A 25,165-nucleotide genomic window follows, 5' to 3' on the forward strand; every position below is an offset into this window, starting at 1 on the left:
ATTAATTAAGACCAATGTCTTTACGATAATATTTACCTTCAAAATCAATCACTTCTGCCCCTTGATAAACTTTTTCTCTTGTTTCTTCAAGATTCTTACCAAAAGCACAAATATTTAAAACACGTCCACCACTTGTTACAACTTCGCCTTGAGTATTAAAAGCTGTTCCAGCATGGAAAACAATGATATCATCATTGACTTTATCTAATCCAGTAATCACTTTTCCTTTTTCATAGCTACCTGGATATCCACCACTTGCTAAAACAAGACAAGCGACATGTTCCTCTTTCCATTTTACATTGACTTGATCTAATGTACCAGTAGAAACAGCATACATAATATCAAATAAATCACTATCTAAACGAAGTAAGATAGATTGGGTTTCAGGATCACCAAAACGCACATTAAATTCTAAGACTTTGGCTTTGTTATTTTCAATCATTAAACCAATGAAAACAACACCACGATAATCCATATGATCAGCCTTTAAACCAGCCATAAATGGATCTAAGATATCTTTTTTAAAGATGTCATCCATACCTTCTGGTAAGAAAGGATTTGGTGAAACAGTTCCCATACCACCGGTATTAGGACCTTTATTTTCATCATATACTTGCTTATGGTCTTTGGCACTTACCATTGGTACAATTGTTTTTCCATCTGTAAAGCAAAGTAATGAACATTCAAATCCAGTTAAGAATTCTTCTAACACAACTTTACTTCCAGCCCCATCTAAGGCACCATCAATCATCATTTCTTTTAATGCTGTTTGAGCTTGTTGATAATTTTCACAAATCACAACACCTTTACCAGCAGCTAAACCATCAGCTTTGACAACAACTGGATAAGAGAATTTTTCTAAAGCAGCAATCGCTTCATCATAAGAATTCACTTCTTCATAAGCTGCGGTAGGAATATTGTGTCTTGCCATGAAGTCTTTAGAGAAAGCTTTGCTGCCTTCTAAAGTCGCTGCATGTTTCGTTGGTCCAAAAACTTTATGTCCATGACTTTCTAATAAATCTGCTAGTCCCATGCATAATGGAACTTCTGGTCCAATGACAGTAAAATCAATACTGTTATCTTCAACAAATTTTAAAATTCCTTCTAAATCTTCGACACTGCCTGGATGACAAGTTCCAATTTGTGCAATTCCTGGATTTCCTGGAATGGCATGAATTTCATCAACCTTAGGACTTTTATTCAAGGCATATGCAATCGCATGTTCACGACCGCCACTACCAATAATTAATACCTTCATGGTTTCCTCCTTAATGTCTAAAATGTCTATAACCTGTAAAGACCATTGGCACATTGTGTTCATTACATAAATCAATAGAATCTTGATCTCTAATACTTCCACCTGGTTGAACAATTGCTGTAATACCAGCATCAATTGCTACCTGGGCACAGTCATTGAATGGGAAGAACGCATCACTTGCTAAAACAGCACCTTTGAAATCTTTATCAGGATTATTAGCAATTGCATTTTCTAAAGCCCATACACGTGAAGTTTGTCCTCCACCAATGGCTAAAGTGACACCATTTTTCACAATACAGATGGCATTTGATTTGACATATTTTACAACTTTCATACCAAATTCCATATCTGAGATTTGTTCTTGTGTAGGAGAAGCAGTTGTGACAACTTTCATTTCATCAATCATCTTTGTATTTAACTCTTGAACTAAGACTTTTCCTTCAAGATATTTAATATCATATTTTGCTTCTCTTGCATCTAAATTCTTTAATTTTAAGATACGTAAGTTTTTCTTTTTCTTTAAAACTTCTAATGCATCATCATCAAAATCAGGTGCAGCAACAATTTCTAAGAAAATTTTGTGCATTTCTTCAGCTGTTGCTTTATCAATTTTATAGTTCACTGCCACAATACCACCAAAGATAGATTGTGGATCAGCTTCATAAGCCTTCATATATGATTCATATCCTGTTTTTCCAATTGCAACTCCACAAGGTGTAGAATGTTTAATCGCTGCCGTTACAATTTGATCACCAAATTCTCTTACAACTGCAACAGCACCATATAAATCATTAACATTGTTAAATGAAATTTCTTTTCCATGTAATTGTTCATAATCTAATAATGATTTTTGAACAAATGGATCTTCATATTTATTAGCAGCTTGTTGAGAGTTTTCACCATAACGTAAATGTTCTACTTTCTTTAATGAAATATTTAATGTATCTGGGAATTCATCACCAACAACACCAGCAAAATAGCGAGAAATCATAGCATCATAAGCACCAGTTGTGCTAAATGCTTTATATGCTAAATTCAATCTAAAATCATAATTATCTGTTTTATTTTCAATGGCTTCTAAAACACTTGGATAATCTTTAGGATCAGTCACAATTAAGACATCTTTAAAGTTCTTAGCTGCACTTCTAATCATTGATGGTCCACCAATATCAATATTTTCAATCATATCTTCCATTGGTTTTCCAGCTTTTAAAGCTTTTTCAAATTCATATAAATTCACACAAACCAAATCAATTGGTTGAATCCCATGTTCTTTAACAGTTGCAACATGTTCAGGTAAATCCCTTCTAAATAATAACCCACCATGAACTTTAGGATGCAATGTTTTGACACGTCCATCTAAGATTTCAGGAAATCCAGTCACATCATCAATCGCAATAGCTTTGATACCAGCTTCTTGTAATTTATGTAAAGTTCCTCCTGTTGAAACAATTTCAAAACCTAATTTTACTAATCCTTGGCAAAATTCAACAACACCATCTTTGTTTGTAACACTGACTAATGCTCTTTTCATAATATTTCGACCCTTTCATTTTCAACTTTTAATTGCCCATTACAGAATAATCTCACTGCTTCTGGTAAAATACGATGTTCAATTGTTAAAACCATTTGTTGCATTTCTTCAGGCGTTGATGCTTTTGATACATCCATCGCTTCTTGTAAGATAATTGGTCCACCATCAACAACTGGGGAAACAAAATGAACAGTTGCTCCAGCTACTTTCACACCACGTTTAAAAGCATGTTCATGAACATGTAATCCATAAAACCCTGGTCCACAGAAAGCTGGAATTAATGATGGATGAATATTGATAATTCTATTTTCATAAAGTGATACCAATTCATCACTTAAAATAGCAAGATAACCTGCTAAAACAATTAATTCAACGCCTTCTTCTTTTAAACGTTGAATCAGTAATTTGTCATCTTTAATGCACTCAGCTTTAATGCCTGCATTTTTAGCTCTTTCTAATCCATAAGCTTTTTTTCTATTAGAAACAACCAAAACAATCTCACCGTTGATGCTACCAGCTTGGGTAGCATCAATCAGTGATTGCAGGTTTGTTCCTCCACCAGAAACAAAGACTGCGATTTTTAGCATAACTCGACTCCTTTATCTCCTGCTTCAACATGTCCAACTTTATAGCATGTATCTCCAGCTGCTTCAATAGCTGCCATTGTTTTTTCTACGTCAGCTTCATCTACAGCAATCACCATACCAAGTCCCATATTGAATGTGTTATACATCATTTCTTCAGCAATATCTCCATTTTTCGCAATTAAATCAAAAATTGCCGGAACCTTGTAACTTTCTTTTTGAATAACAGCTTTTACCCCTTCTGGTAACATTCTAGGTACATTTTCATAGAATCCACCACCAGTGATATGGCTACATCCTTTAATTTTCACACCAGCATTTTTCACATTCTTTAATGCTTTAACATAAATTCTTGTTGGTTCAATTAAAGCTTCACCTAATGTTTTTCCTAATTCATCATAGTATGTATCTAAAGATTCCTTTGTAATTTCAAAAACTTTTCTTACAAGTGAGAATCCATTACTATGAACCCCACTAGAAGCAATACCAATTAAAGTATCACCAGGTTTAATCGTTGAACCATCAATAATATCTTTCTTATCAACAACCCCTACAGCAAATCCTGCTAAATCATAATCATCAACAGGCATTAAACCTGGATGTTCAGCTGTTTCTCCACCAACTAAAGCACATTCAGATTGTTTACATCCTTCAGCAACACCACTTACGATAGTTGCAATTTTTTCCGGATAATTTTTTCCACAAGCAATATAATCTAAGAAGAATAATGGTTCTCCACCAGAACATGCAATATCATTGACACACATAGCTACAGCATCAATTCCAATTGTATCATGTTTATCCATAACAAAAGCAAGTTTTACTTTTGTACCACAACCATCAGTTCCAGATAAAAGAACAGGTTCATCCATATTTTTAATTGCACTTAAATCAAAAGCTCCAGCAAATCCTCCAAGTCCACCTAAGACTTCAGGACGCATTGTTTCTTTGACATGTTTTTTCATCAATTCAACTGATTTGTATCCAGCTTCAATATCGACTCCAGCTTTTTTGTAATCCATTGTTTATCTCCTTCTTATTTACTTTGCATACGTGCTAAAACAGCTTTATAAGTTTCAATTAAATCCCCAATATCTTGTCTGAAAACATCTTTATCATATTTTTGGTTTGTTTCAACATCCCATAAACGACAAGAATCAGGTGAAATTTCATCAGCTAATAAGATTTCTCCATCTGCTGTTTTACCAAATTCAATTTTAAAATCAACTAATTTTAAATTAAATTTTAAGAAGAATTCTTTTAATAATTCATTAATTTTTAAAGTTGTTTCTTTAATATAAGCTAATTCTTCACGTGTTGCTAATTTTAATGCAACAGCATGATCATCATTGATTAATGGATCACCATAATCATCATTTTTATAACTCATTTCAAAGATTGGTTCATCTAAAACAACCCCTTCAGGTGCTCCTAATCTTTTACAGAAAGATCCTGTTGTAATATTTCTAATAATAACTTCTAATGGGAAGATTTCTACTTTTTTTACTAAGATATCACGATCATTCAATTTTTTAATCATGTGAGTCTTAATTCCAGCTTCTTCTAACATATCAAAGATAATACAAGAAATTGTGTTATTTAAAACACCTTTTCCTTCAAATTGGTCATGTTTAACACCATTTCCAGCTGTTGCATCATCTTTATAATGAATCATGTATTCATCTGGATTTTCTGTTTCATAAACTTGTTTTGCTTTTCCTTCGTACAATAATTTAGCCATTTTTCTTTGCCCCTTTTTTATTTAAATTTTTCTATCATTTCATCGTTAGCACGCATTGCTTGTGCTTCCATGTCTTTTCGATAATCTAATAATTTTGCTTTAATATCATCATGTTTAATTGCCATGATTTGTAATGCTAGATAAGCTGCATTTTTACTTCCATTAATTGCTACTGTTGCTACAGGAATCCCTGAAGGCATTTGAACAATTGAAAGTAATGCATCCATACCATCTAATGTTGCACCACTTAATGGTACCCCAATGACTGGTAAAACTGTTTGTGAAGCAACGACTCCAGGTAATGCTGCTGCCATTCCTGCAGCTGTAATAATGACTTCTGTTCCATCAGTTTCTGTTTCTTGAATAAATTGACTTAAACCTAAATGAGCACGGTGAGCTGATAAACATCTCACATTCACTTCTACTCCATAACTTTTTAAAATCTCAACAGCTGGTTCTACCTTAGATAAATCACTTGTAGAACCCATAATAATAGCAACTTTCATTTTTTCATCCTTTCATCTCTAGAATAATCCAACAATTTTTCCATCTTCATCAATATCCATATTGACTGCCGCAGGAACTTTAGGAAGTCCTGGCATACGCATGATATCACCACTAATAGCCACTAAGAACCCAGCTCCAGTATTTGGAATCAAATCATTAATTGTGACTTTGAAACCACTAGGACGACCTAACAAAGTTGGGTCATCAGATAAAGAATATTGCGTTTTAGCAACACAAATTGGTAAGTTTCCTAATCCTTGTGCTTCATATTTCTTTATCTTATTTAACACTTTCTTAGTGAAAGTGACATCATCTCCACCATAGATTTCTTTAACAATCGTTCTAATCTTTTCTTGAATTGGTAAATCAAGATCATAGATTGGCGCAAAATGAGCTTCTTTTGTCTCTAATACATTCAACAATTTTTCCGCCAATTCAATTCCCCCATCAGCACCTTTTTCCCAAACTTTACTAATCGCTACATCAACACCTTTTTCTTGACAAATCTTATTAAGTAATTGAAGTTCTGCTTCCGTATCTGTTGGGAAAGCATTAATAGCTACGACACTTGGTAAATTGTATTTTGCAATATTTTCAATATGCTTTTCAAGGTTTTCAATCCCGGCTCTTAAAGCATCTAAATTTTCTTCACCTAAATCTTTTTTCGCAACACCACCATGCATCTTTAACGCACGAACTGTTGCTACAATGACAACTGCATCAGGATTCAATCCAGCTTGACGACATTTAATATCTAAGAACTTTTCAGCCCCTAAATCAGCCCCAAAACCAGCTTCAGTAATTGCATAATCACCTAACTTCATAGCAAGTGTTGTTGCCATTACAGAGTTACATCCATGGGCAATATTGGCAAATGGACCACCATGAACAAAAACCGGTGTATGATCTAAAGTTTGCACTAAATTTGGTTTAATCGCATCCTTTAATAATAATGTCACTGCTCCAGTTGCCTTAATATCATCAACAGTCACAGGTTCACCAGCATGATTATAAGCCACAATCATACGTCCAGCACGTTTCTTCAAATCTTCTAAAGAAGTTGCTAAACATAAAATCGCCATAACTTCACTAGCTACACTGATATCAAATCCATCTTCTCTAGGCACACCATTGACTTTTCCACCAAGACCTACAACGATATGTCTTAAAGCACGATCATTTAAATCCACAACACGTTTCCAAACAATTTGTCTGGTATCAATATCTAATGGATTCCCTTGTTGAATAGAGTTATCAAGCATTGCTGCAATTAAGTTATTGGCAGTTGTAATCGCATGAATATCTCCAGTAAAATGTAAGTTAATATCTTCCATTGGTACAACTTGAGCATATCCTCCTCCAGCTGCCCCACCTTTCACACCAAAACAAGGTCCTAAGCTTGGTTCACGCATTGCCACCACTGATTTTTTCCCTAACTTATTTAAAGCTTGAGATAAACCAATCATTGTTGTTGTTTTTCCTTCACCAGCAGGTGTTGGATTAATTGCAGTAACCAAAATCAATTTACCATCTTCTTGATTTTTTAATTTATTGATGGCTTCTAATGAAATCTTTGCTTTATATTTTCCATAAAGCTCTAAATCATCTTCATCTAATCCTACTTTTTGTGCAATTTCTTTAATCGGTAACATACTTGCACTTTGTGCAATTTCTACATCTGTTAACATCATAACACCCCTTCTTTTTTTATTATTGAAATCAAGGACTTTTCCACTTCTTTTATACCACAAATATCGGTTTTTCACCAGTGATATCGTTATCATTTTCCAAAAAACCAAAAAAAGAGCCTACTCGTCCAGACTATTGCCCAGACGGTCGACTCTTACCATTATACTCCATGTGGTTAATTCCACTTCCGCCAGTTGTATAACTAAGTGAATAATATCATTTCTCCTATGATTTTTCAACCACTATTCTACAATTTTTTCGTTTTTTATCTTAGTTAAATTTCTCGCATATAAGATTGAATCGCATCATCAATAATTTCTTTATTCATTGCTGATGTTGGAACACAATCCCCATTATCCATTCCTAACTCGCCATTTCTGACAACTGAAATATATTCCATGTTTACAAAATAATTAGGATGCATTGGAAAGAAATGATGTTGATTCATCAATTCTTGCTGGATTTTCTTGAAATTCTCAAAATGTCCTTTAAAACGACGATCCTCTGTGACTACTTCTAAACCATCATTATTAATAACAATATACATAATTTCTGAAGGTAGAAAATCATGAGTTTTACCATTATCTAAATGAAATAATATATGATAATGCAATTTCTTATAAATCATCAAAGCTCTTTTAAATTCATAATCAAATAATTTCTCTTGTGGCTTTAAAACCATCTGGAATCCATAAGCCCTAAATCCTTCATGCATATAACGATAATCCTCACACACATAAATCAATAGACACGCAGGATTCTTTTCATGAATCATTCTCCCTAGTTCAAAACCATTTCTCCCATTAATGACTCCTCCTAAATAAGCAAGATCAAAATTTTCTTTCTCAATTCGACGAGCAATCCCCACAGTATCAGTGTAGCTTTCAATAATAATTTCTTCATCACAAGGATAACTGCGAATTGTCTTAACCATATGGTCTACAAATTCTTCACTTTGTTCACAAATTAATATCTTCATATATTACTAGCCTCCCTTATCATCTCTATTTTACTACAAAATCTGACAAAAAAAATGCCACTTTTCGGTCAATATGTGCACTTTTTACGCTTTTATCTATTTTTCTTTCACTTTTTATGTATTTTATAACCAACAAAATACAAGGAGGTTAGCTATGCAAAGCAATAAATCATTATGGTTTCCTTTTCTTCATAAAGAAAAAATCTTGCTTATTTTCATTGTTTTTATTCTTATTAATATCAGTATTTATACAACTTTTCAAAATTCTATTTTTTCTTATGCCAATTATGATGTGAATTATCCCAATGCTGGTTTAGAATTTTTCTATTATATCTATTGTATTGGGGTGAATCCTTTCTTTTTTATTTTATTGATGTTATTGTTGCCAAATCTCGTCAGTTATGACTTTTTAAACATGCATCAAAATCATCATGCTTATATGATTGAAACAAGAATCAATAAAAAACAATATTATTTTGATATTTTTAAAAAGAATATCTTGATGACTTTTATTGTTATGTTGGTGATTCAAGGACTTATGGCACTGATTATTCACTTTTTTTACTTACCTATTCATTTTAATATGATGAATTATCCTATTGATTATTACTGTACAACTCAAGTCCTTGCACATAATGAACTCATTAGTTTTATTTTCTTTCTCATCTTCACTGCTTTAGGTTACAGTATTGTTTCTAGTCTTGTTTTCTCACTTCAAATCATCATTACCAATAAATATATCTATCGCTGTTTTGGTGTTATCTTTGGTATCCTTTTAGTGCTCATTCCAGCGCTTATTCAAGGTTATTTACCCATTCCTGAAGCTGCTTTTCTTCTCCAAATTAATAATCTAGTCGCTATTGGCATGGAAAATGTTCGGGTGAATCCATTTGGTTTATCCAATCTTTCTCTTTATTTTATCAGTGCTTTACTTTATAGTCTGCTTTCCATTATTTGTTTTGAAATTTTTATAAAGAGGAGACAAATCAATGATTAGAAAGTTTTATCATTTATTAGATTATCGTTTAGTGGTTTTACTGATTGGCATGTTATTGGCTTCACCAATCTTATGTGGCAAAAATACTTATACTATTTGTTTAATCTATTCACATTATTTAACTGTCTATATGAACAATATTTTTCTATTGATGACTTATCAATTGGCTTATCGTTTTAATAGTTTACATGCTTTTATGTTACTTAGAATTGGTGAAAAAAAATATTATCAAATGACTTATTTTTCACTTATTCTACTTGGTTTACTTTATACCTTTATGATTTATATAAGTTACTATTTTTTCTTTGGAGCTATTGAAATACAAAGTCTTTATATCACTGTTATTTATATGTTACTTAATATCATTGTTGTTTGTATAGAAAATACCATTATTTATTTACAAATTGGTCAAAAAAAGAATTTCCTTTATTTAGCTTTACCGATTTTCATTAATTTCTTATTTCATATTTTATTTAGTCAATTATTTTAGGAGGTCAATATGTTAGAAATATCAAAACTAAACAAATCATTTCATAAACATTCGGTTTTAAAAGATTTAGATTTAAAGATTGAAGATGGGGACTTTATTTATATTCATGGCATTAATGGTTCTGGGAAATCAACTTTATTTAAATTAATTTGTCATATTCTTGAAGCTGATACAGGTTGTATTGTCATGGATGAAGATGTGCATATAGGAGCCTTGATTGAAAATCCAGGTTTCTTAGAAAATGAAACTTTATTATTTAATTTACGTTTTTTAGCCTCTTTAAAACATCATTTTGATGAAACCCATGTTGCCAGATTATGTACACTTTTTCAACTTGATTTATATAGTCCGATTAAGATGAAAAACTATTCTTTAGGGATGCGTCAAAAGGCGGGAATTATTCAAGCTATTATGGAGAATCAAAATCTTATTTTATTAGATGAACCTACCCGTGGTCTTGATTTTGAGTCAGTAAAGATTTTTTGTCAGTTAGTTAATGATTTACATGAACAAGGCAAAACAATTATAATTGCTGCTCATGATTATTTAACTGACATTCATTATCAAACTATCTATCAACTTAAAAATGGACAAATCATCCAAGATCAAGACTTTAAAAATCATTATTCTTTATAGTCTATTGATTTTCTTTCTTTATCCACTCTATCAAGACATTCTATCCAAACTTATTTTCCATTATTCTCAAATAGACTTCCGTTATCTCATCTTTATGAGTATTCAAATCTTTTGGTGTTATCTCCTTTATCAAATTGTTTATCAATATATATGTTTATATACTTTTATGAGAATCAGATTATCAAAAAGTGAATGTTATGCTATATTGCTAAAACAAGTAAGCTTATATTTATGTTTCTACATTATTCTACATACTTTGATATTCTTTGTTATTTCTCAACAAATTCCCTTAAATATGCTTATTTTCAACCTCATTATTCAGCTATTTAGCTTCATTATTGTCTTGAATTTACAAAAATTTTGGAATTATAGTTACATTTTTATTATATTTATAATACTTTTGTGTCATTTTATTGTATAATAAAAATAGAAAAGCGAGGAATGAACATGGATAACAATATTGATAAAGCCAATGATTTGGTTTATAGCACTTTAAATCTTTTAAGAACATTAGAAAACCAAGATATTGATTTAAAAGAAAAAGAGGAATTCTTAAAAGCAATGGATACTTTAGAAGAAGTAAGACATCTTTTATATGAATTACGTAATGAAAGAAAGCTAGAGATGGCATAAAACGTACGCTTAGGCGTACGTTTTATTTTGTATATAAATCAATAAAATTAAAAACTGTTGAATAATAAGTTGATTCATCAACTGAACAGCTATTAGCATGTTTTGCTCCTTCAACAATAAGTTTTTGTTTAGGACAAGTTGCAGCTTGATACAATTCATCAAGCATGCTAAAAGGCACAAAATGATCTTCACGCCCATGGATAAAAAGCATTGGCGTTTGACTCTTTTTGACTTGTTCAATAGGTTGAACATCTTCTAAATAATAACCAGCTCGAACTTTTGTCACCAGACTAGCCATATGCATAGCCAACTCACTTTCAATTTCAGGCATATCTATATGTGATTTAAAAATATCCCAAACACTCGTATAACCACAATCCTCAATAATTGCTTTTACTGCCTGAGGGAGTTTTTCTCCAGCCACATTCATCACTGTTGCTCCTCCCATAGAAACACCATATAAAACAATCTTAGCATTTTGATTCTTCAAAAGAATATAATCAATCCACTTTAAAATATCTAAACGATCATCCCAGCCCATCCCAATATAATCACCTTCACTTAAACCATGTCCTCTTAAATCAGGAATCAACAAATTATAACCCTGTTTATAAAATTTTTTAATTGGTGCAATAATACTTGCGCCATCACCGCGATAACCATGTACCATAATCACATAGATGGGATGATCTTGTTCTATAAAATAACCATGAAGCTGTAAATGATCATCACTTTCAATAGAAACATTAACACTTTTTTCATTGAGCCAAAGTCTTGAAGCTTGTTCAACATCTTCATTTGTTTCTATTTTTTCTGAGATATTATGTTTGGCATAGGGATTGAGTGTATAATCATAAAGGTAATTTCCTACATATAAAGCTAAACAGCTTAAAACAATCAAACAAAAAACACTTATAAACACAATAACTTTAACAGCTTTTTTCATAGTATACCTCCCCCTATCGGCTATAATTTTATCTTCTATTATGCTATAATATAAACATAATAGGAGGTTAGAAAAATGGCATTTGTAAAAATTGATATTAAGGATTTAAAAATGAATCCATTTGTAGCCATTGGTAAAGAATGGATGTTGATTACTGCTGGTGATGAAAATCAAGTCAATACAATGACAGCTTCTTGGGGTGGCATGGGTGTACTTTGGAATAAAGATGTTGTTACTGCTTATATCCGTCCACAACGCTATACCAAAGAATTTGTTGATTCTCAAGATTGTTTCTCATTATCTTTTTTTGATGGATATAAAAAAGAACTTTCTTTATTAGGAACAGTTTCAGGACGTGATCAAAATAAGATTGAAGATGTTGATTTTCATATCACATATCTAGATAATGTTCCGACTTTCCAAGAAGCAAAACTTGTCTTTATCGTTGAAAAGCTCTACGCTGATACAATCAAACCAGAATGTTTTATTGATCATACAATTGATGAACAATGTTATCCACAAAAAGATTATCACATCATGTATATTGCTAAAATTAAAAGTGTTTATGTCCAAGAATAAGGCATAAACCTTTTTTATTACTTATTTATTTTATCCATATATGTAAGTTATAGACTATCGAGTTAAGAAAATTTGCATCCCACTTCCTGAAAAATCATCAGGAATCTTATGAAAACCACAATTTTCATAAAAACTTTCTTTTCCCTTTGCGGCAATTAAACAAACAGATGCACGTGATTCCATCATATCATAAGCCAAATGCAATAATTGTTCAATCATGTCATGTCCAATTCCTTGTCTTTGATAATTTGGATGAACAATAACATCAACTATAAAATCATAAGTTCCATCACCAATTAACCTTGCCATAGCAATACACTTATCATAATCATAAACACTTATGATAGCTAAACTATTTTTTAGCATAGTTGATATTTGTTTAGCTTCAAAAGTTTTCCATTTTACACTTTTTCTTAATTCATTAACGTCTTTTATTGTTATATAGTCTCGATACTGATACATAATAAACCTCCAATTAAGAAAAAAATGAAAGCCTAAGCTCCCATCTTCTCTTTATATTCTAAATATTCATCAAATGTAGATAGACGATCAATACATCCATCAGTTGTGAATTCAATAACTCTATTTGCAACTGTTTGAACAAATTGATGGTCATGCGAAGCAAATAAAATATTTTCTTTAAAACGCATAAGACCTTCATTTAAAGCTTGAATTGATTCAAGATCCAAATGGTTTGTTGGTTCATCAAGAATTAAGACATTACAGTTAGCCATCATCATTTTTGCTAACATACATCTGACCTTTTCTCCTCCTGATAAAACATTCGCTTTCTTTAATGCTTCTTCACCAGAGAATAAAACACGTCCTAACCAGCCTCTTAAATCTTGGTCATACACATCACCAACTGCATATTGTCTTAACCAATCAACTAATGTTAAATCACAGTCATCAAAATATTCATTATTATCTTTAGGGAAATAAGATTGAGAAGTTGTCACACCCCATTGGAATGTTCCTTCATAATCCTCAATTTCACCAGTAATAATCTTAAAGAATGTTGTTACTGCTAATTCATTATCAGAAACAAAAGCCACTTTATCTTTAGGTGAAATAGAAAAACTAACATTATTTAAAATCTTTTCCCCATTAAGTTCATAAGATAAACCTTCCACATTTAAAACAATATTTCCCACTTCACGATCAGGGGTAAACCCAATAAAAGGATATCTTCTTAGTGATGGTTTAATATCTACCATTTCTAAGTTATCTAATAATTTTTTACGAGATGTTGCTTGTTTTGCTTTAGAAGCATTGGCACTAAAACGAGCAATAAATTCTTCTAATTCTTTTTTCTTTGCTTCGGCTTTTTTATTAATTTCTTTTGCTTGTTTTAACATCATTTGTGAATATTCATACCAGAAATCATAGTTTCCAACATATAATTGAATTTTACTATAATCAATATCTGCAATATGTGTACAAACTTTATTTAAGAAATGTCTATCATGGGAAACAACAATCACTGTATTTGGGAAGTTTAATAAAAAGTTTTCTAACCAATTGATACTTTTTAAATCTAAGTGGTTTGTTGGTTCGTCCAATAATAAAACATCAGGATTTCCAAATAAAGCTTGAGCAAGTAAAACTTTTACTTTTTGTTGATCCCCTAATTCTTTCATTAATAAATGATGAAATTCACCACTAACCCCTAATCCATTTAATAAGATTTCAGCATCAGTTTCTGCATTCCAGCCATCCATTTCCATGAATTCACCTTCTAATTCAGCTAATTCCAAGCCGTCCTCATCATTAAAATCAGGTTTGCTATATAATTCTTCTTTTCTTTGCATAATTTCATATAAACGCTTATTTCCCATTAAAACCGTTTTAATGACTTCTTCTTCTTCATACGCAAAGTGATCTTGTTTTAATACAGACAATCTTTGTCCAGGCGTCATCACAACTTCACCTTTATTAGGCTCAATTTCACCAGATAATATTTTTAAAAATGTTGATTTCCCAGCTCCATTTGCCCCAATAATTCCATAACAATTTCCTTCTGTAAATTGAATAGAAACATTTTCAAATAAAGCCCGATCACCATATCTTAATGTTACATTTTGTGTTGATATCATGTATATATTTCTCCTTTTTTGCAAGTCCATTCTATTATACATGTTTCTAAGTTTTTTTCAACATATTATAAGATAAAAAGAAGTTGTATTAAAACAACTTCTAACTTTATATAAGGGAGGTTAAAATATTTTATTTATAAAACTTTGGATTCCAATAATCCTTATTTAATTCTAAGAAATCATCTAAAACTTCTTTTCCTTTACGATATGAAGGAACCGTTTTATTTAGTAAAATAGCTTGTAATGCTTTATCATATGAACCTTCTAAACAAGCTTCAACAGCTAATTTTTCATAACCCTTTTGAGCTTCCATTAAAGATTTATGGAATTGAGGAATATATCCAACAGCAACTGGTTCTACCCCTGATGCTCCTACATAACAAGGAACTTCCACAACAGCATCATGATTAAAATTACCAATCGCTCCATTATTCATAACATTTACAATAAATCTTTCACGCTTATCATTAATAATAGAACTTGCTAAATCAACAATATAATTACCATGTACACCTGAAATCAAATATGAATCTTTTGCTGATTGAGTTTCGATAACACGTTTACATTCTTGATAAACTGTTATTTCACGTCCGGCTAATACTGAATCTGCACGAGTAAACTCATGATCAAATTGTTCCATCATTTCATCATGGAAATAATAATATTGTAAATAACATAATGGCATAAAGTCTGGATAAGCCTTAAATCCTTTAATGACATTATTAAATGTTTTAAACCAATAGTCATCTAATTTTCCAGCATCTTGTGAAGCACTTAATCCTGTCACTTTTCCTGATAAAACATCTTCTCTTAATTGTGGTAAAAGATCTTCACCTTTTTTATTATAGATATTTGTATACCAACCAAAATGATTTAAACCAAAATATTTAAAAGTTAAATCTTTTTCATCATATCCTAAATAAGCTGCAACTTGTTCTTGTTGTGAAATTGGCATATCACAAATACACAACATTTTAGCTTGTGGATAAGTACGATAAACTGCTTCTGATACCATTGCTTCTGGATTTGAATAATTTAATAACCAAGCATTAGGACAAACTTCTAAAGCTGTTTTAACAATTTCTAAAATTGCTGGAATTGTTCTTAAGGCAAAAGCAAATCCCCCTAGACCACAAGTTTCTTGTCCAATTAATCCATGTTTATAACATGTATGTTCATCAACTGCTCTTTGTTCATTTCTTCCTGGTCGAATTTGAATAAAGACATAATCAGCCCCAGTTAATGCTTCTTTTAAATCAGTTGTCCAACTTGTTTTAATATCTGGGCGATGTTCACTCATATAAATTCTATTAAATTCACCCATATGATAAACACGATCATATTCAATATCATGTAAACATAATTCTGACATTTTGATTTCATCTGCTTTAGCTGTTAAAGCAGCTAAAATTCCTGGTGTATGTGTTGATCCTGCTCCAATAATAACAAATTTATTTCCCATAATAATATACTCTCCTTCTAATCTTCTAACATTTCTTTAAATTCTTTAGCAACTTTATTAACTTCTGTTCCAATAATAATTTGAATAGAAGTATCACTTAATTTCACAATTCCTTTAGCACCAGTTTTTTTAATATTAACTTCATTAACCAATGCTCCATCTTTTAATTCTAAACGCAATCTTGTTACACAACTTTCAACTTCTTCAATATTTTCTTTTCCACCAACATTTTGTAATAGTTTTTTAGCCATATATTGATAATTTGATGACTCTAATTTAATATTTAATTCTTCTTCAGAAATATCTTCTTCAATAATGAAATCATCTTCTCTACCTGGCGTCTTTAAATCAAATTTTTCAATCATAAACTTAAATCCAAAGTAGTAAATAAAGAAGAATACAATACCTACAGGTATAATAATCCATGCATTTGTTCCCATATTAAAATTCAAGACAAAATCAATAATACAGAAATTAATAGACATCCCCAAATGAACATCTAATAAATATAGAATTGCTCCAGCAGCCCCAGTTAAAATCGCATGGAAAGCATATAAACGAGGTGCCACAAACATAAATGAGAATTCTACTGGTTCAGTAATTCCAGCTACAAATGAAGTTAAAGCACCAGATGTCATTAAAGACTTTGTTTCAGCTTTTTTCTTTTCTTTTGCAGTTTTAGCAATCACAGCACAAGCTCCAGGTAAACCAAACATCATTGGAATAAAGAACATCGCCAAGAACAAACCAGCAGTTGGATCTCCTGCTAAGAAACGAGGAATCTCCCCTTTAACAACTTCACCACTCGCTGTAACAAATGAACCTAATTCATAATAAATATACGTATTCACAACATGATGTAAACCAATTGGAATTAATAAACGGTTTGTTAAACCAAAGACAAAGACTCCTAATGCTCCAGCACCGGCAATCCAAATCCCAAAACTATTTAAACCAGCTTGACAAGGTACCCAAATATAGCTGAAGGCAATTCCTAAAGGTACGGCAACCAATGGTGCCAAAGTTACAACAAACTTTTCACCTGTAAAGAATGAGAACATTTGAGGGGTTTTCCACTCTTTACTATAGTTATAAACAATTGCTGTCATAACCCCAACAACAATCCCAGCAAAAACCCCCATATTAATTGTTTCATTCATGAAAGTTAATACAGATTTAAAAACTGATAATGAAATGACTGCTCCAATAATTGGTATAGCTTTATCTTTTGCTTTGGCATAAGCAATCACAGCCCCCACAGCAAATAATAAATCCATCATTCCAAAAACAACCCATGCCGCATTCTCTAATACTGGCAAATTTAATAAATCGGCTGCACTTAAACGTGCAAGTAACCCTGCAACTGGTGTTGCAGCAATTGGAATCAGCATTGCTTTTCCCAATTTTGATAATTGTTTCATAATTCTGTTAAACATTTTTTTCCTCTCCTTTTGATATATTTTGATAAGTACATAATTCAAAATTGTCTTTCATGTACTTGACCAAGTCTTTTTGTTTAATAGCTTCAGCTTCAATGACTCTTGGATAAGCAAAACTAGACTCTGTTAAAATCTTATAATCTAAATATGCTGGATGCCACATCACTTCAATAATCTCATTTTGTAATGATGCCTCTTGAACCAAAGATATAATTTCTTCTGATAAAACTTTGACTTTATCCTCAATGTTTTCAATCTTATCACCTAAATTTTTCCATGGATCAATGAGTATATCATTACATTGAATATTCTCACTTGTTAAAATTGTTTTATCAGCAAAAGAATTTCTCACAGGTAAGTTATATTCTTTAGCTAACTTCTTAACAATTGATGGATTATTCTTAAATGTATGAATATGGTGATGGGAATCTAAATGCGTTGGTTGAATACCTGCTTGATAAACTTTTTCAATTTGAGCTTTCCATTCTGCATAAACTTCTTCATCACTGATGGATGTTGTTGCATCTTGATAAAATGCAAGTTTTTTAAAATTTCCATTTTCATCCACTAAAGTCTGATGTCCTTTTAAAAGTGGTTTTCCACAAGTTAATGTTAAGTGAACTCCAATTCCAAGTCCCGGATTTGCTTTAGCTAAAGCAATCGCATGATCAAATCCCATCATGGCTGGCATAATTGTTGTTGATGTTAAAACACCTTGTAGATAACTTTCAATAATCCCATAATTGATGGCTGGTGAATAACCAAAATCATCAGCATTGTTAATAATTCTCATGTTTTTCCTCCTTTTTTCCAAACAAAAAACCTAAAATATAAAATACATAAGTATCTCATATCCTAGGTTTTGCCTGCTTATTCAGTTACAATCCTAATTGCCTAATATTTGTGTTATATGAATCATTAAATAAACAATCTCTGCTCTATTCACATCACTCTCCAATTCTTTTTTTACAAATGCTACGATATATCGACTACAATCCAATAGTCTTGGATCATTTGCAACCAATAATTTATAAATATTTTCATTCACAATTGTCTCATCTCTTAATTCTTTATTCATAACACGTCCAATAAAGAATCTTAAATGTGTGACTAAACGCATATAAGCTAAAGAATCTCGGTCAATATTTATTTCAAAAACGGCTTCTATAATCTTAACAATATCTATAACATATTGAAGCATTTCAAGGGAACGATTTTCTCTTTCTTTTTGATCTTCTGGTGTAAAATACAAAGCCATATATCCTGCTTCATCAACTGGTAATCTTACGCCCGTTTTTTCTTCAATATAATCAATCATCTTTAAACTCAAATCAAATTCTTCTTTCCAAATGGTTTTAACTTCCATTAAAACCAAATTTGGTAAAAGGATTCCTTCTTTTGTACGTTGTATGGCTCCAGCAATATGATCTGTAAAATTCATAAAAGTTGATAATGTCATCTTTTTTCCTAAAACAGTTTCTGCTTGTCGAAGTATTTCTTCACTTAAACCAAAATATTCTTTTGGAACCCTTTGAACCAATTGGTTCATTTTCTTTTTCTTTCCATCATCTAAGACAAATTTTTGAGTGACCTTATTCATTTCAACAGAATCACCAATTTTTTTCTTAAAACCAAGTCCTGCCCCTGTCAAAATGATTTCTTCACCTTTTTTATTGAGGCAACTTACAACATTATTGTTATAAATTTTTAGAATTTCCAAATTCTTGACCTCCTTCATACTTTTAATATTCTATCATTGTCGTTGTACCTGACTGACAATTTTCAACTGATAATTTTTTTAAACTCTTACCGTTATCATTTAAAATGATAACTGGTGTAACTAAGGATATTCCTTCTTGATGAAAAAACTCTACATCAACTTTTATAACTGGTGTTCCTTTTTTAACCTTGTCTCCAACTTTGACAAGTGGCTGAAAACCTTGTCCCTTCTTCATAACAGTATCTAAACCAATATGAATCAAAAGTTCTATTCCATCGGTTGATTTTATTCCAAAAGCATGTTTAGTTTCAGGAATCAATACAATCTCACCATCACAAGGAGCTACAAAGATATCATCAGTTGGTTGAATAGCTATGCCGTCTCCCATCATTCCTGATGAAAAGACTTCATCTTTAACATCACTTAAAGGAATCACTTGACCACTGACTGGTGCAACAATTGTTTTCTTTTTCTTTAAAATATTAAACATATCATTTCCTCCAAAAAAATAAAGGCAAAGACATCTTAAAATAAGAAATCTTTGCCTAATTGAATAGTTACAAATCAAATATAGTTTTTGTTTACATCTATACTCTAGCAAAAGATTTCCTTCATGTCAATAGTTTTTTAAGCGTTTTCATTTCAATCTAATAATTCTTTAAATTCCCTTGCTATTTTATTAACATTAGCTCCAATAATAATTTGAATTTCATGTTCGCCAAATCGCATGATTCCTTTTGAACCACATTGTTTTAATTTTTCTTCATTAACTAACTTTGTATTCTTTAATTCTATACGTAATCTTGTTGTACATGCTTCAACATCAATTACATTAGCTTTTCCTCCAACATATTTTAAAATATTCTCTGCAGTATTTTGGTATTGAGATCCATTTAAAATGGCTTCAAGTTCTTTTTCTATATTCTGATTTTCTGCATTATCTTCTCTACCTGGTGTTTTTAAATCAAAATGTTCGATTGCTAATTGAAATGAACAATCATAAAGGAAAAAGAAGAAAATACCCACGGGTATAATAATCCATGCATTTTGTCCCATATTAAAATTCATAATATAATCTATGACACAAAAATTAACCGATATTCCTAAATGAACATTCATTAAATAAAGAATAACTCCAGAAAATCCAGTAAAAAATGCATGTAAAATATACAATTGTGGAGCAACAAACATAAACGAAAATTCAATAGGCTCTGTAATCCCAGAAATAAAACTGGTAATTGCACTTGAAAACATAAATGCTTTTATCTTTTGTTTATTAACCTTTGCCTTTTTATAGATTGCATGACAGACTCCTGGTAAACCAAACATCATCGGAATAAAAAACATTGCTAAAAATAATCCTGCCGTTGGATCGCCGGCGAGAAAACGAGGTAATTCACCTTTCACAACTTCTCCAGAAGCACTTACAAAGGTTCCGAGTTCATAATAAATATATGAATTTAAAACATGGTGTAAACCAGTTGGAATCAATAAACGATTAAGTAGACCATAGATAAATATTCCAATTGCCCCAGCACTTGCTATCCAAACACCAAAATCATTTAAACCAGATTGAATAGGAAGCCAAACATAACTACAAATATTAGCTAAAACAATCGCAACCAAAGGAGCTAAAGTGACAACTAGCTTCTCACCTCTAAAAAAGATAAATATCTCTGGAATTTTCCACTCTTTACTATAGTTAAAAACAATCGCTGTCATAACGCCTACTAAAATTCCAGCAAAAACTCCCATATCAATTGAAGGATCAATAAATGATAATACAGATTTAAAAACTTCTAAAGATACAATCGCTCCAATAATTGGTATAGCTTTATCTTTGACTTTTGCATATGCCATGACAGAGCCTATCGCAAATAATAAATCCATCATTGAAAAAACAACCCAAGAAGCATTTTCTATCATTGGTAAGTTTAACATATCTGATGCACTGATACGCGCTAATAAGCCAGCAATTGGTGTTGCGGCAAGCGGTACAAACATAGCTCTACCTAATTTTGATAACTGATTCATCACCCAACTTAATAACTTTTTCATTTTTTCGCTCCTTAATCATACGTAATTCAATGAAAGAATCTTATTATATAATAAAATACTCTTTTCAGAAAAACAACATGATTTAATAAAAAGAGTTTTCTTTTACTATTCCCTTTTGATAAGCTACAAGTAATTCCTTTAAATCATTGATTTGAGACTTTAAAACATTTCCAATATCACAATCCTTATTTTTAATTCTTAAATATGTTTGAATGATTTCTACTTTTGGTGTCAAACATAATAACCCCTCTTTAGCACTCTTTTGATAAGGAAGATGTTGTGCTAATTTTAAGTGTTGTGAATCAAAGATTAATGTGTAACCAGCATTTCCTGTTTTTTCCTGATATGCTTTAGATATTCCACCATCAATTACATATAATAGACCATTTGCTTTAATTGGCTTTTGACCATCTTTTATTCTTACAGGAACATGACCATTTATAATGTGACCTTTAGTTATACCAAAATGATTAAGAATCATTTGACATGTTGATTCTTTTTCTATCCATTTGTAATAAGGATCCATATTTTCCTGTTGTAAATGTTTATCATCTAAAAAGTGTTTTTCAAAAAGTGTTAATTGACTTTTACCAAATAAAGGAGATGATGATGAACACCATAAAAACCACATCATATCTATATCTTCTTGCTTATGTTCATAATAAGCCCGTTTAGCAATACATTGAAGTTCATCTAATAAAGCTTTTCCTTTTAATATTTTTCCCTGAATCAAAATTTCTTTAAAGTTTCCATTATGATCTAAAGGGATACAACCATGAAACATTAAATTTTGATTCATTGTTTTATACATATGACCGTGTGTATATAAAAAATGAATATGATTTTGTAATCTTTGACTTTTTTGAAATGAATAAATGAGCGTTTCCATTAATTGATTTTCTTTTTTGGTTAATATCAAAGGTGTTACATGTGATACAGTAGGAAGAAAATCATCTTTTAGAGGATAAGTTTTAGTCATAAATTTAACATTTTTACTTTGAAAATCAATCTTTTCTAACCAAATCACTTTATCTTGATAGTCATTTGGATACCGATGAATGAGTTGTCCTTCTAACTTTAATTGAATAATTGTTATTGCTTTATACATTTTTGCAACCAAATCCAAATCTGCTTTATCATATTTATTTTTATCTAAAACATGTGGTTGAAATGATAAACATGAATCAGTTTGATAAACTTCTCTTGCAAAGTCACTTAATGCTCTTAAATTAATACCATAGCCTATTTCCAACAAATCTAAATGATTGTAACTCAAAGCTATCCTTACCACATTAGCAACCAATGCTGGTTGTCCACAGGCTGCACCCATCCATGAAATATCATGATTTCCCCATTGAATGTCAACTTGATCATAAGTCATCAGTTCATCAATAATTAAATCAGGACGTGGTCCTCGATCAAAAATATCACCAATAATATGAATATAATCAATACATATTCTTTGAATAAACTCACAAAGTGAAATCATAAAAATTTCTATACAATTTATTTCAAGTAATGAAACAATTATTTGATGATAATAATCTAACATATATTCACTTTCATAGCAACTTAGCATTTCTTGCATAATATAAGCAAATTCTTTAGGTAATTTTTTATAAACTTTAGAACGTGTATATTTGGTAGAACAAAACTTTGCAAGTTGAATTAAATAAATGATTGTTTTTTCGTACCATCGCTTTCTTAAAGTTCCTTGTAAAGGCAATAATTCTAATTGTTTTTGTGGATAATAAATAAAATGAGCTAATTTTTCTCTTTCTAAGGAACTTAATTGACATTGAAATAATAAATCAATTTTATCTTTAATAACGCCTGAAGCACTCTTTAACAAATGTAAAAAGGCAGAATGTTCTCCATGTAAATCACTAAAAAAGAACTCTGTTCCTTTAGGTAAAGATAAAATTGTTTTCAAATTTATAATTTCACTTATAACTTCTTGTTTATTGACAAAGCGATGAGCCAATAATTCCAAATATCTTTGTTCCATAATATCCTCCTTTAATATGCGAAAATGCCACATATTCGTGACATTTTCAAGTAAGTATGAAATTTTATTATATCCAACCATGTCTCAAACAAGCATGATAGATACCATCTTCAATATTAGCTTCAGTTACTTCTGACGCTATCTTTTTTAAATCATCACAAGCATTTCCCATTGCAATTGTATAATAATCCCCACTAAACATATCTATATCATTGTAGTCATCACCAAAAACGACAACATCATGAATGTCTGCTTGTAAATAATCCATCATTTTGATAATTCCTGCCTTTTTTTGATCTGGTTGAAACATCAAATAATCTTTTTCAAAACGTAAATGTCCTACTTTTTCTTTAGTCGTTAATAGATATTCTTCTGATGATGGAATGGAAACATACAATTTATAGATATTTTCAAATTTTTCAAATTGATAATCTAAATCAAAGAAGTATGTTGTTGGCTCTTTACGAAAACCAGCTTGTTTTAAAAACAACATGTCTTTTCCATAAACTTCCTGATTATCATCAGGAGCAACTAAAACTCCATAGCCAAGTTGTTGACATTGATGAATAATATCAAGACAATATTGAAAATTTAATGGAGCATTTTCAATTAATTGATTATCAATAACTATACCATGACCACCATTACAAACCATATTCGTTAGACCAATATCTTGCATAAAGTGTATTGCTTTATAATGCGCACGACCAGTTGCCAAAGCTACAAAGTGTCCTTTTTCTTGTAAGAGATGTAATGTTTTAAGGGCAGATGGAACAATTTTTTTACTCTTTCGATCAGTTAGTGTTCCATCAATATCAAAGAAAAAATATTTCTTATTCAAAAGGATAAATCATTCCCCATTGTTTTCTAATTTCTGTTAACGTTGCCATAACATCCCTGATATACCCTAAATTTTCTTGACCTTTATGATTGTGGACATAATCCTGCATATCTAAAATTTCATAATCTAAAGCTTTGGCACTTTCTCCAAGTTTAATTGTTTCAACATGACCATCGTTAGTAAAAGTAATTGTTGCTTCATCACCACGTGGATAATTATTAACTTCAATGTATCCTTTTTCACCTGCAACAACACCACGTTTTGGTTGTTTTGCTCGCATTGTAAGTGCCATAACAGCCATTTGTCCCTCAGGATTTCTCAGAATAATTCCAGATGTTTCATCAACACCTGTTTCAAAATAATTTGCCGTTGTTAAAACCGTGTTTGCTTTACTTGTCATAAAGTATCTTGCAAAACTTGTTGCATAAACCCCAATATCCAACAATGCTCCACCAGCCAATTCTTTTGCAAAGAAACGATTTTTAACATCATATTCTTTACAACTTCCAAAATTCACTTGTACCATTTTTACTTCACCAATCACACCACTATCAACAATCTCTTTTAATTTCTTAAATAATGGCATATGAAATAATGTGACACCATCGCAAATCACAAGATTTTTTTCTTCAGCAATTGCGACTGCTTCCTCTAATTGTTGTGAATTAACTGTAATTGCTTTTTCACAAAAAACATGTTTTCCTGCATTTAATGCTTCTATAAGAAATTGATAATGTAAATTATGAGGAGTAGCAATATAAATAATATCAATATTCTCATCCTCAATCATTTCTGAAGCACTCCCATATGCTTTTTTTACATGAAATTCATTAGCATATTTTTGTGCTGCTTCTTTTGTTACATCACAAACTGCATAAATTTCACCATTGACACGATTAAGTGCTTCACCCATTTCATGAGCAATCCATCCAGTTCCTAAAATTCCCCAGTTCAATCTTTCCATTATT

Annotated in this window: 25 protein-coding genes and 1 riboswitch; of the genes, 5 read left to right on the forward strand and 20 right to left on the reverse strand. The window is 31.1% G+C overall.

The window, feature by feature from the left end:
- Position 1 precedes the first annotated feature (1 nt).
- The 8 genes from purD to EDD60_RS04145 form a co-directional block, all read right to left on the reverse strand.
- Entirely contained in the window at positions 2 to 1,258 is a 1,257-nt protein-coding gene (gene purD / locus EDD60_RS04110) for a phosphoribosylamine--glycine ligase (protein WP_066449127.1), read from the reverse strand.
- A 10-nt stretch (positions 1,259 to 1,268) separates the two neighbouring features.
- The gene (gene purH, locus EDD60_RS04115; protein ID WP_066449128.1) at positions 1,269 to 2,792 is read right to left on the reverse strand and encodes a bifunctional phosphoribosylaminoimidazolecarboxamide formyltransferase/IMP cyclohydrolase; all 1,524 of its coding nucleotides are present in this window, start codon (positions 2,790 to 2,792) and stop codon (positions 1,269 to 1,271) included.
- A complete protein-coding gene (purN, locus tag EDD60_RS04120) occupies positions 2,789 to 3,379 on the reverse strand; it encodes a phosphoribosylglycinamide formyltransferase (RefSeq protein ID WP_066449131.1) in 591 nt (196 codons plus the stop codon). The genes purH and purN overlap by 4 nt, the downstream gene beginning before the upstream one ends.
- Positions 3,373 to 4,398, reverse strand: coding sequence for a phosphoribosylformylglycinamidine cyclo-ligase (gene purM, locus EDD60_RS04125; RefSeq protein WP_066449134.1), 1,026 nt, complete (start codon positions 4,396 to 4,398; stop codon positions 3,373 to 3,375). Before purM ends, purN begins: the two co-directional genes overlap by 7 nt.
- 14 nt (positions 4,399 to 4,412) lie before the next feature.
- Positions 4,413 to 5,117: a phosphoribosylaminoimidazolesuccinocarboxamide synthase gene (gene purC, locus EDD60_RS04130; protein ID WP_066449137.1), complete on the reverse strand. Its 705-nt coding sequence runs from the start codon at positions 5,115 to 5,117 to the stop codon at positions 4,413 to 4,415.
- 17 nt (positions 5,118 to 5,134) lie between these two features.
- Complete coding sequence (gene purE / locus EDD60_RS04135; protein WP_066449139.1) at positions 5,135 to 5,623, reverse strand: 5-(carboxyamino)imidazole ribonucleotide mutase; 489 nt, start codon at positions 5,621 to 5,623, stop codon at positions 5,135 to 5,137.
- A gap of 18 nt (positions 5,624 to 5,641) precedes the next feature.
- Entirely contained in the window at positions 5,642 to 7,312 is a 1,671-nt protein-coding gene (locus EDD60_RS04140) for a formate--tetrahydrofolate ligase (protein WP_066449238.1), read from the reverse strand.
- A 131-nt stretch (positions 7,313 to 7,443) separates the two neighbouring features.
- A riboswitch (ZMP/ZTP riboswitch) is annotated at positions 7,444 to 7,521 on the reverse strand.
- Positions 7,522 to 7,587: 66 nt separating this feature from the next.
- Positions 7,588 to 8,292: a LytR/AlgR family response regulator transcription factor gene (locus EDD60_RS04145; protein WP_066449143.1), complete on the reverse strand. Its 705-nt coding sequence runs from the start codon at positions 8,290 to 8,292 to the stop codon at positions 7,588 to 7,590.
- Between the two features lie 154 nt (positions 8,293 to 8,446).
- Between EDD60_RS04145 and EDD60_RS04150 the strand changes: the two genes are divergently transcribed.
- The 4 genes from EDD60_RS04150 to EDD60_RS04165 all read left to right on the forward strand — a co-directional run bounded on the left by EDD60_RS04150 (position 8,447) and on the right by EDD60_RS04165 (position 11,048).
- A complete protein-coding gene (locus EDD60_RS04150; RefSeq protein WP_066449146.1) occupies positions 8,447 to 9,289 on the forward strand; it encodes a hypothetical protein in 843 nt (280 codons plus the stop codon).
- Positions 9,282 to 9,779, forward strand: a complete 498-nt coding sequence (locus EDD60_RS04155; RefSeq protein WP_066449148.1) for a hypothetical protein — start codon at positions 9,282 to 9,284, stop codon at positions 9,777 to 9,779. The genes EDD60_RS04150 and EDD60_RS04155 overlap by 8 nt, the downstream gene beginning before the upstream one ends.
- Before the next feature lie 9 nt (positions 9,780 to 9,788).
- On the forward strand, positions 9,789 to 10,415 hold the full coding sequence (locus tag EDD60_RS04160; RefSeq protein ID WP_066449151.1) for an ATP-binding cassette domain-containing protein: 627 nt from the start codon (positions 9,789 to 9,791) through the stop codon (positions 10,413 to 10,415).
- A gap of 447 nt (positions 10,416 to 10,862) precedes the next feature.
- Positions 10,863 to 11,048 (forward strand): hypothetical protein, encoded by a 186-nt coding sequence (locus tag EDD60_RS04165; RefSeq protein WP_066449154.1) that lies wholly within the window; start codon positions 10,863 to 10,865, stop codon positions 11,046 to 11,048.
- Positions 11,049 to 11,070: 22 nt separating this feature from the next.
- Here the strand turns inward: EDD60_RS04165 and EDD60_RS04170 are convergent, their stop codons facing one another.
- Positions 11,071 to 11,994, reverse strand: a complete 924-nt coding sequence (locus EDD60_RS04170; protein ID WP_066449156.1) for an alpha/beta hydrolase — start codon at positions 11,992 to 11,994, stop codon at positions 11,071 to 11,073.
- A 75-nt stretch (positions 11,995 to 12,069) separates the two neighbouring features.
- On the opposite strand from EDD60_RS04170, the gene EDD60_RS04175 reads away from it, so the two are divergent.
- Complete coding sequence (locus EDD60_RS04175; protein ID WP_066449158.1) at positions 12,070 to 12,573, forward strand: flavin reductase; 504 nt, start codon at positions 12,070 to 12,072, stop codon at positions 12,571 to 12,573.
- 54 nt (positions 12,574 to 12,627) lie between these two features.
- Here EDD60_RS04175 and EDD60_RS04180 read toward each other — a convergent pair whose 3' ends face one another.
- From EDD60_RS04180 to EDD60_RS04230, 11 genes are all read right to left on the reverse strand, one after another.
- Entirely contained in the window at positions 12,628 to 13,035 is a 408-nt protein-coding gene (locus tag EDD60_RS04180) for a GNAT family N-acetyltransferase (RefSeq protein WP_066449160.1), read from the reverse strand.
- Between the two features lie 32 nt (positions 13,036 to 13,067).
- Positions 13,068 to 14,669, reverse strand: a complete 1,602-nt coding sequence (locus EDD60_RS04185; RefSeq protein WP_066449163.1) for an ABC-F family ATP-binding cassette domain-containing protein — start codon at positions 14,667 to 14,669, stop codon at positions 13,068 to 13,070.
- A gap of 130 nt (positions 14,670 to 14,799) precedes the next feature.
- Positions 14,800 to 16,131 carry a family 4 glycosyl hydrolase gene (locus EDD60_RS04190; RefSeq protein ID WP_132226228.1) on the reverse strand — a complete coding sequence of 444 codons (1,332 nt, stop codon included), beginning with the start codon at positions 16,129 to 16,131 and terminating at the stop codon, positions 14,800 to 14,802.
- 17 nt (positions 16,132 to 16,148) lie between these two features.
- On the reverse strand, positions 16,149 to 17,567 hold the full coding sequence (locus EDD60_RS04195) for a PTS transporter subunit EIIC (RefSeq protein ID WP_066449166.1): 1,419 nt from the start codon (positions 17,565 to 17,567) through the stop codon (positions 16,149 to 16,151).
- Entirely contained in the window at positions 17,560 to 18,363 is an 804-nt protein-coding gene (locus EDD60_RS04200; RefSeq protein WP_066449168.1) for a carbohydrate deacetylase, read from the reverse strand. The genes EDD60_RS04195 and EDD60_RS04200 overlap by 8 nt, the downstream gene beginning before the upstream one ends.
- Positions 18,364 to 18,456: 93 nt before the next feature.
- A complete protein-coding gene (locus EDD60_RS04205) occupies positions 18,457 to 19,290 on the reverse strand; it encodes a PRD domain-containing protein (protein ID WP_132226229.1) in 834 nt (277 codons plus the stop codon).
- Positions 19,291 to 19,312: 22 nt separating this feature from the next.
- The gene (locus EDD60_RS04210; protein WP_066449173.1) at positions 19,313 to 19,780 is read right to left on the reverse strand and encodes a PTS sugar transporter subunit IIA; all 468 of its coding nucleotides are present in this window, start codon (positions 19,778 to 19,780) and stop codon (positions 19,313 to 19,315) included.
- 152 nt (positions 19,781 to 19,932) lie between these two features.
- On the reverse strand, positions 19,933 to 21,348 hold the full coding sequence (locus tag EDD60_RS04215; RefSeq protein ID WP_132226230.1) for a PTS transporter subunit EIIC: 1,416 nt from the start codon (positions 21,346 to 21,348) through the stop codon (positions 19,933 to 19,935).
- A gap of 82 nt (positions 21,349 to 21,430) precedes the next feature.
- On the reverse strand, positions 21,431 to 23,356 hold the full coding sequence (locus tag EDD60_RS04220; RefSeq protein ID WP_066449179.1) for a fructose-bisphosphatase class III: 1,926 nt from the start codon (positions 23,354 to 23,356) through the stop codon (positions 21,431 to 21,433).
- Positions 23,357 to 23,423: 67 nt separating this feature from the next.
- Positions 23,424 to 24,197, reverse strand: a complete 774-nt coding sequence (locus EDD60_RS04225; RefSeq protein WP_066449185.1) for an HAD family hydrolase — start codon at positions 24,195 to 24,197, stop codon at positions 23,424 to 23,426.
- Complete coding sequence (locus EDD60_RS04230) at positions 24,190 to 25,161, reverse strand: Gfo/Idh/MocA family protein (protein WP_066449188.1); 972 nt, start codon at positions 25,159 to 25,161, stop codon at positions 24,190 to 24,192. Before EDD60_RS04230 ends, EDD60_RS04225 begins: the two co-directional genes overlap by 8 nt.
- Positions 25,162 to 25,165 lie beyond the last annotated feature (4 nt).

Origin of the sequence: Longibaculum muris (assembly GCF_004343035.1) — a bacterium.
In the GTDB taxonomy this organism is placed as follows: domain Bacteria; phylum Bacillota_I; class Bacilli_A; order Erysipelotrichales; family Coprobacillaceae; genus Longibaculum; species Longibaculum muris.

Excerpts from the sequence above, each read along its gene's own strand:
- EDD60_RS04150 (WP_066449146.1), top strand. The coding sequence starts at position 8,447 with ATGCAAAGCAATAAATCATTATGGTTTCCTTTTCTTCATAAAGAAAAA.
- EDD60_RS04200 (WP_066449168.1), bottom strand. The coding sequence starts at position 18,363 with ATGAGAATTATTAACAATGCTGATGATTTTGGTTATTCACCAGCCATC.
- purH (WP_066449128.1), bottom strand. The coding sequence starts at position 2,792 with ATGAAAAGAGCATTAGTCAGTGTTACAAACAAAGATGGTGTTGTTGAA.
- purM (WP_066449134.1), bottom strand. The coding sequence starts at position 4,398 with ATGGATTACAAAAAAGCTGGAGTCGATATTGAAGCTGGATACAAATCA.
- EDD60_RS04170 (WP_066449156.1), bottom strand. The coding sequence starts at position 11,994 with ATGAAAAAAGCTGTTAAAGTTATTGTGTTTATAAGTGTTTTTTGTTTG.
- purC (WP_066449137.1), bottom strand. The coding sequence starts at position 5,117 with ATGGCTAAATTATTGTACGAAGGAAAAGCAAAACAAGTTTATGAAACA.
- EDD60_RS04185 (WP_066449163.1), bottom strand. The coding sequence starts at position 14,669 with ATGATATCAACACAAAATGTAACATTAAGATATGGTGATCGGGCTTTA.
- purD (WP_066449127.1), bottom strand. The coding sequence starts at position 1,258 with ATGAAGGTATTAATTATTGGTAGTGGCGGTCGTGAACATGCGATTGCA.
- EDD60_RS04165 (WP_066449154.1), top strand. The coding sequence starts at position 10,863 with ATGGATAACAATATTGATAAAGCCAATGATTTGGTTTATAGCACTTTA.
- EDD60_RS04190 (WP_132226228.1), bottom strand. The coding sequence starts at position 16,131 with ATGGGAAATAAATTTGTTATTATTGGAGCAGGATCAACACATACACCA.
- EDD60_RS04210 (WP_066449173.1), bottom strand. The coding sequence starts at position 19,780 with ATGTTTAATATTTTAAAGAAAAAGAAAACAATTGTTGCACCAGTCAGT.
- purE (WP_066449139.1), bottom strand. The coding sequence starts at position 5,623 with ATGAAAGTTGCTATTATTATGGGTTCTACAAGTGATTTATCTAAGGTA.
- EDD60_RS04180 (WP_066449160.1), bottom strand. The coding sequence starts at position 13,035 with ATGTATCAGTATCGAGACTATATAACAATAAAAGACGTTAATGAATTA.
- EDD60_RS04215 (WP_132226230.1), bottom strand. The coding sequence starts at position 21,348 with ATGAAAAAGTTATTAAGTTGGGTGATGAATCAGTTATCAAAATTAGGT.
- EDD60_RS04230 (WP_066449188.1), bottom strand. The coding sequence starts at position 25,161 with ATGGAAAGATTGAACTGGGGAATTTTAGGAACTGGATGGATTGCTCAT.
- EDD60_RS04195 (WP_066449166.1), bottom strand. The coding sequence starts at position 17,567 with ATGTTTAACAGAATTATGAAACAATTATCAAAATTGGGAAAAGCAATG.
- EDD60_RS04175 (WP_066449158.1), top strand. The coding sequence starts at position 12,070 with ATGGCATTTGTAAAAATTGATATTAAGGATTTAAAAATGAATCCATTT.
- purN (WP_066449131.1), bottom strand. The coding sequence starts at position 3,379 with ATGCTAAAAATCGCAGTCTTTGTTTCTGGTGGAGGAACAAACCTGCAA.
- EDD60_RS04145 (WP_066449143.1), bottom strand. The coding sequence starts at position 8,292 with ATGAAGATATTAATTTGTGAACAAAGTGAAGAATTTGTAGACCATATG.
- EDD60_RS04220 (WP_066449179.1), bottom strand. The coding sequence starts at position 23,356 with ATGGAACAAAGATATTTGGAATTATTGGCTCATCGCTTTGTCAATAAA.
- EDD60_RS04140 (WP_066449238.1), bottom strand. The coding sequence starts at position 7,312 with ATGTTAACAGATGTAGAAATTGCACAAAGTGCAAGTATGTTACCGATT.
- EDD60_RS04155 (WP_066449148.1), top strand. The coding sequence starts at position 9,282 with ATGATTAGAAAGTTTTATCATTTATTAGATTATCGTTTAGTGGTTTTA.
- EDD60_RS04160 (WP_066449151.1), top strand. The coding sequence starts at position 9,789 with ATGTTAGAAATATCAAAACTAAACAAATCATTTCATAAACATTCGGTT.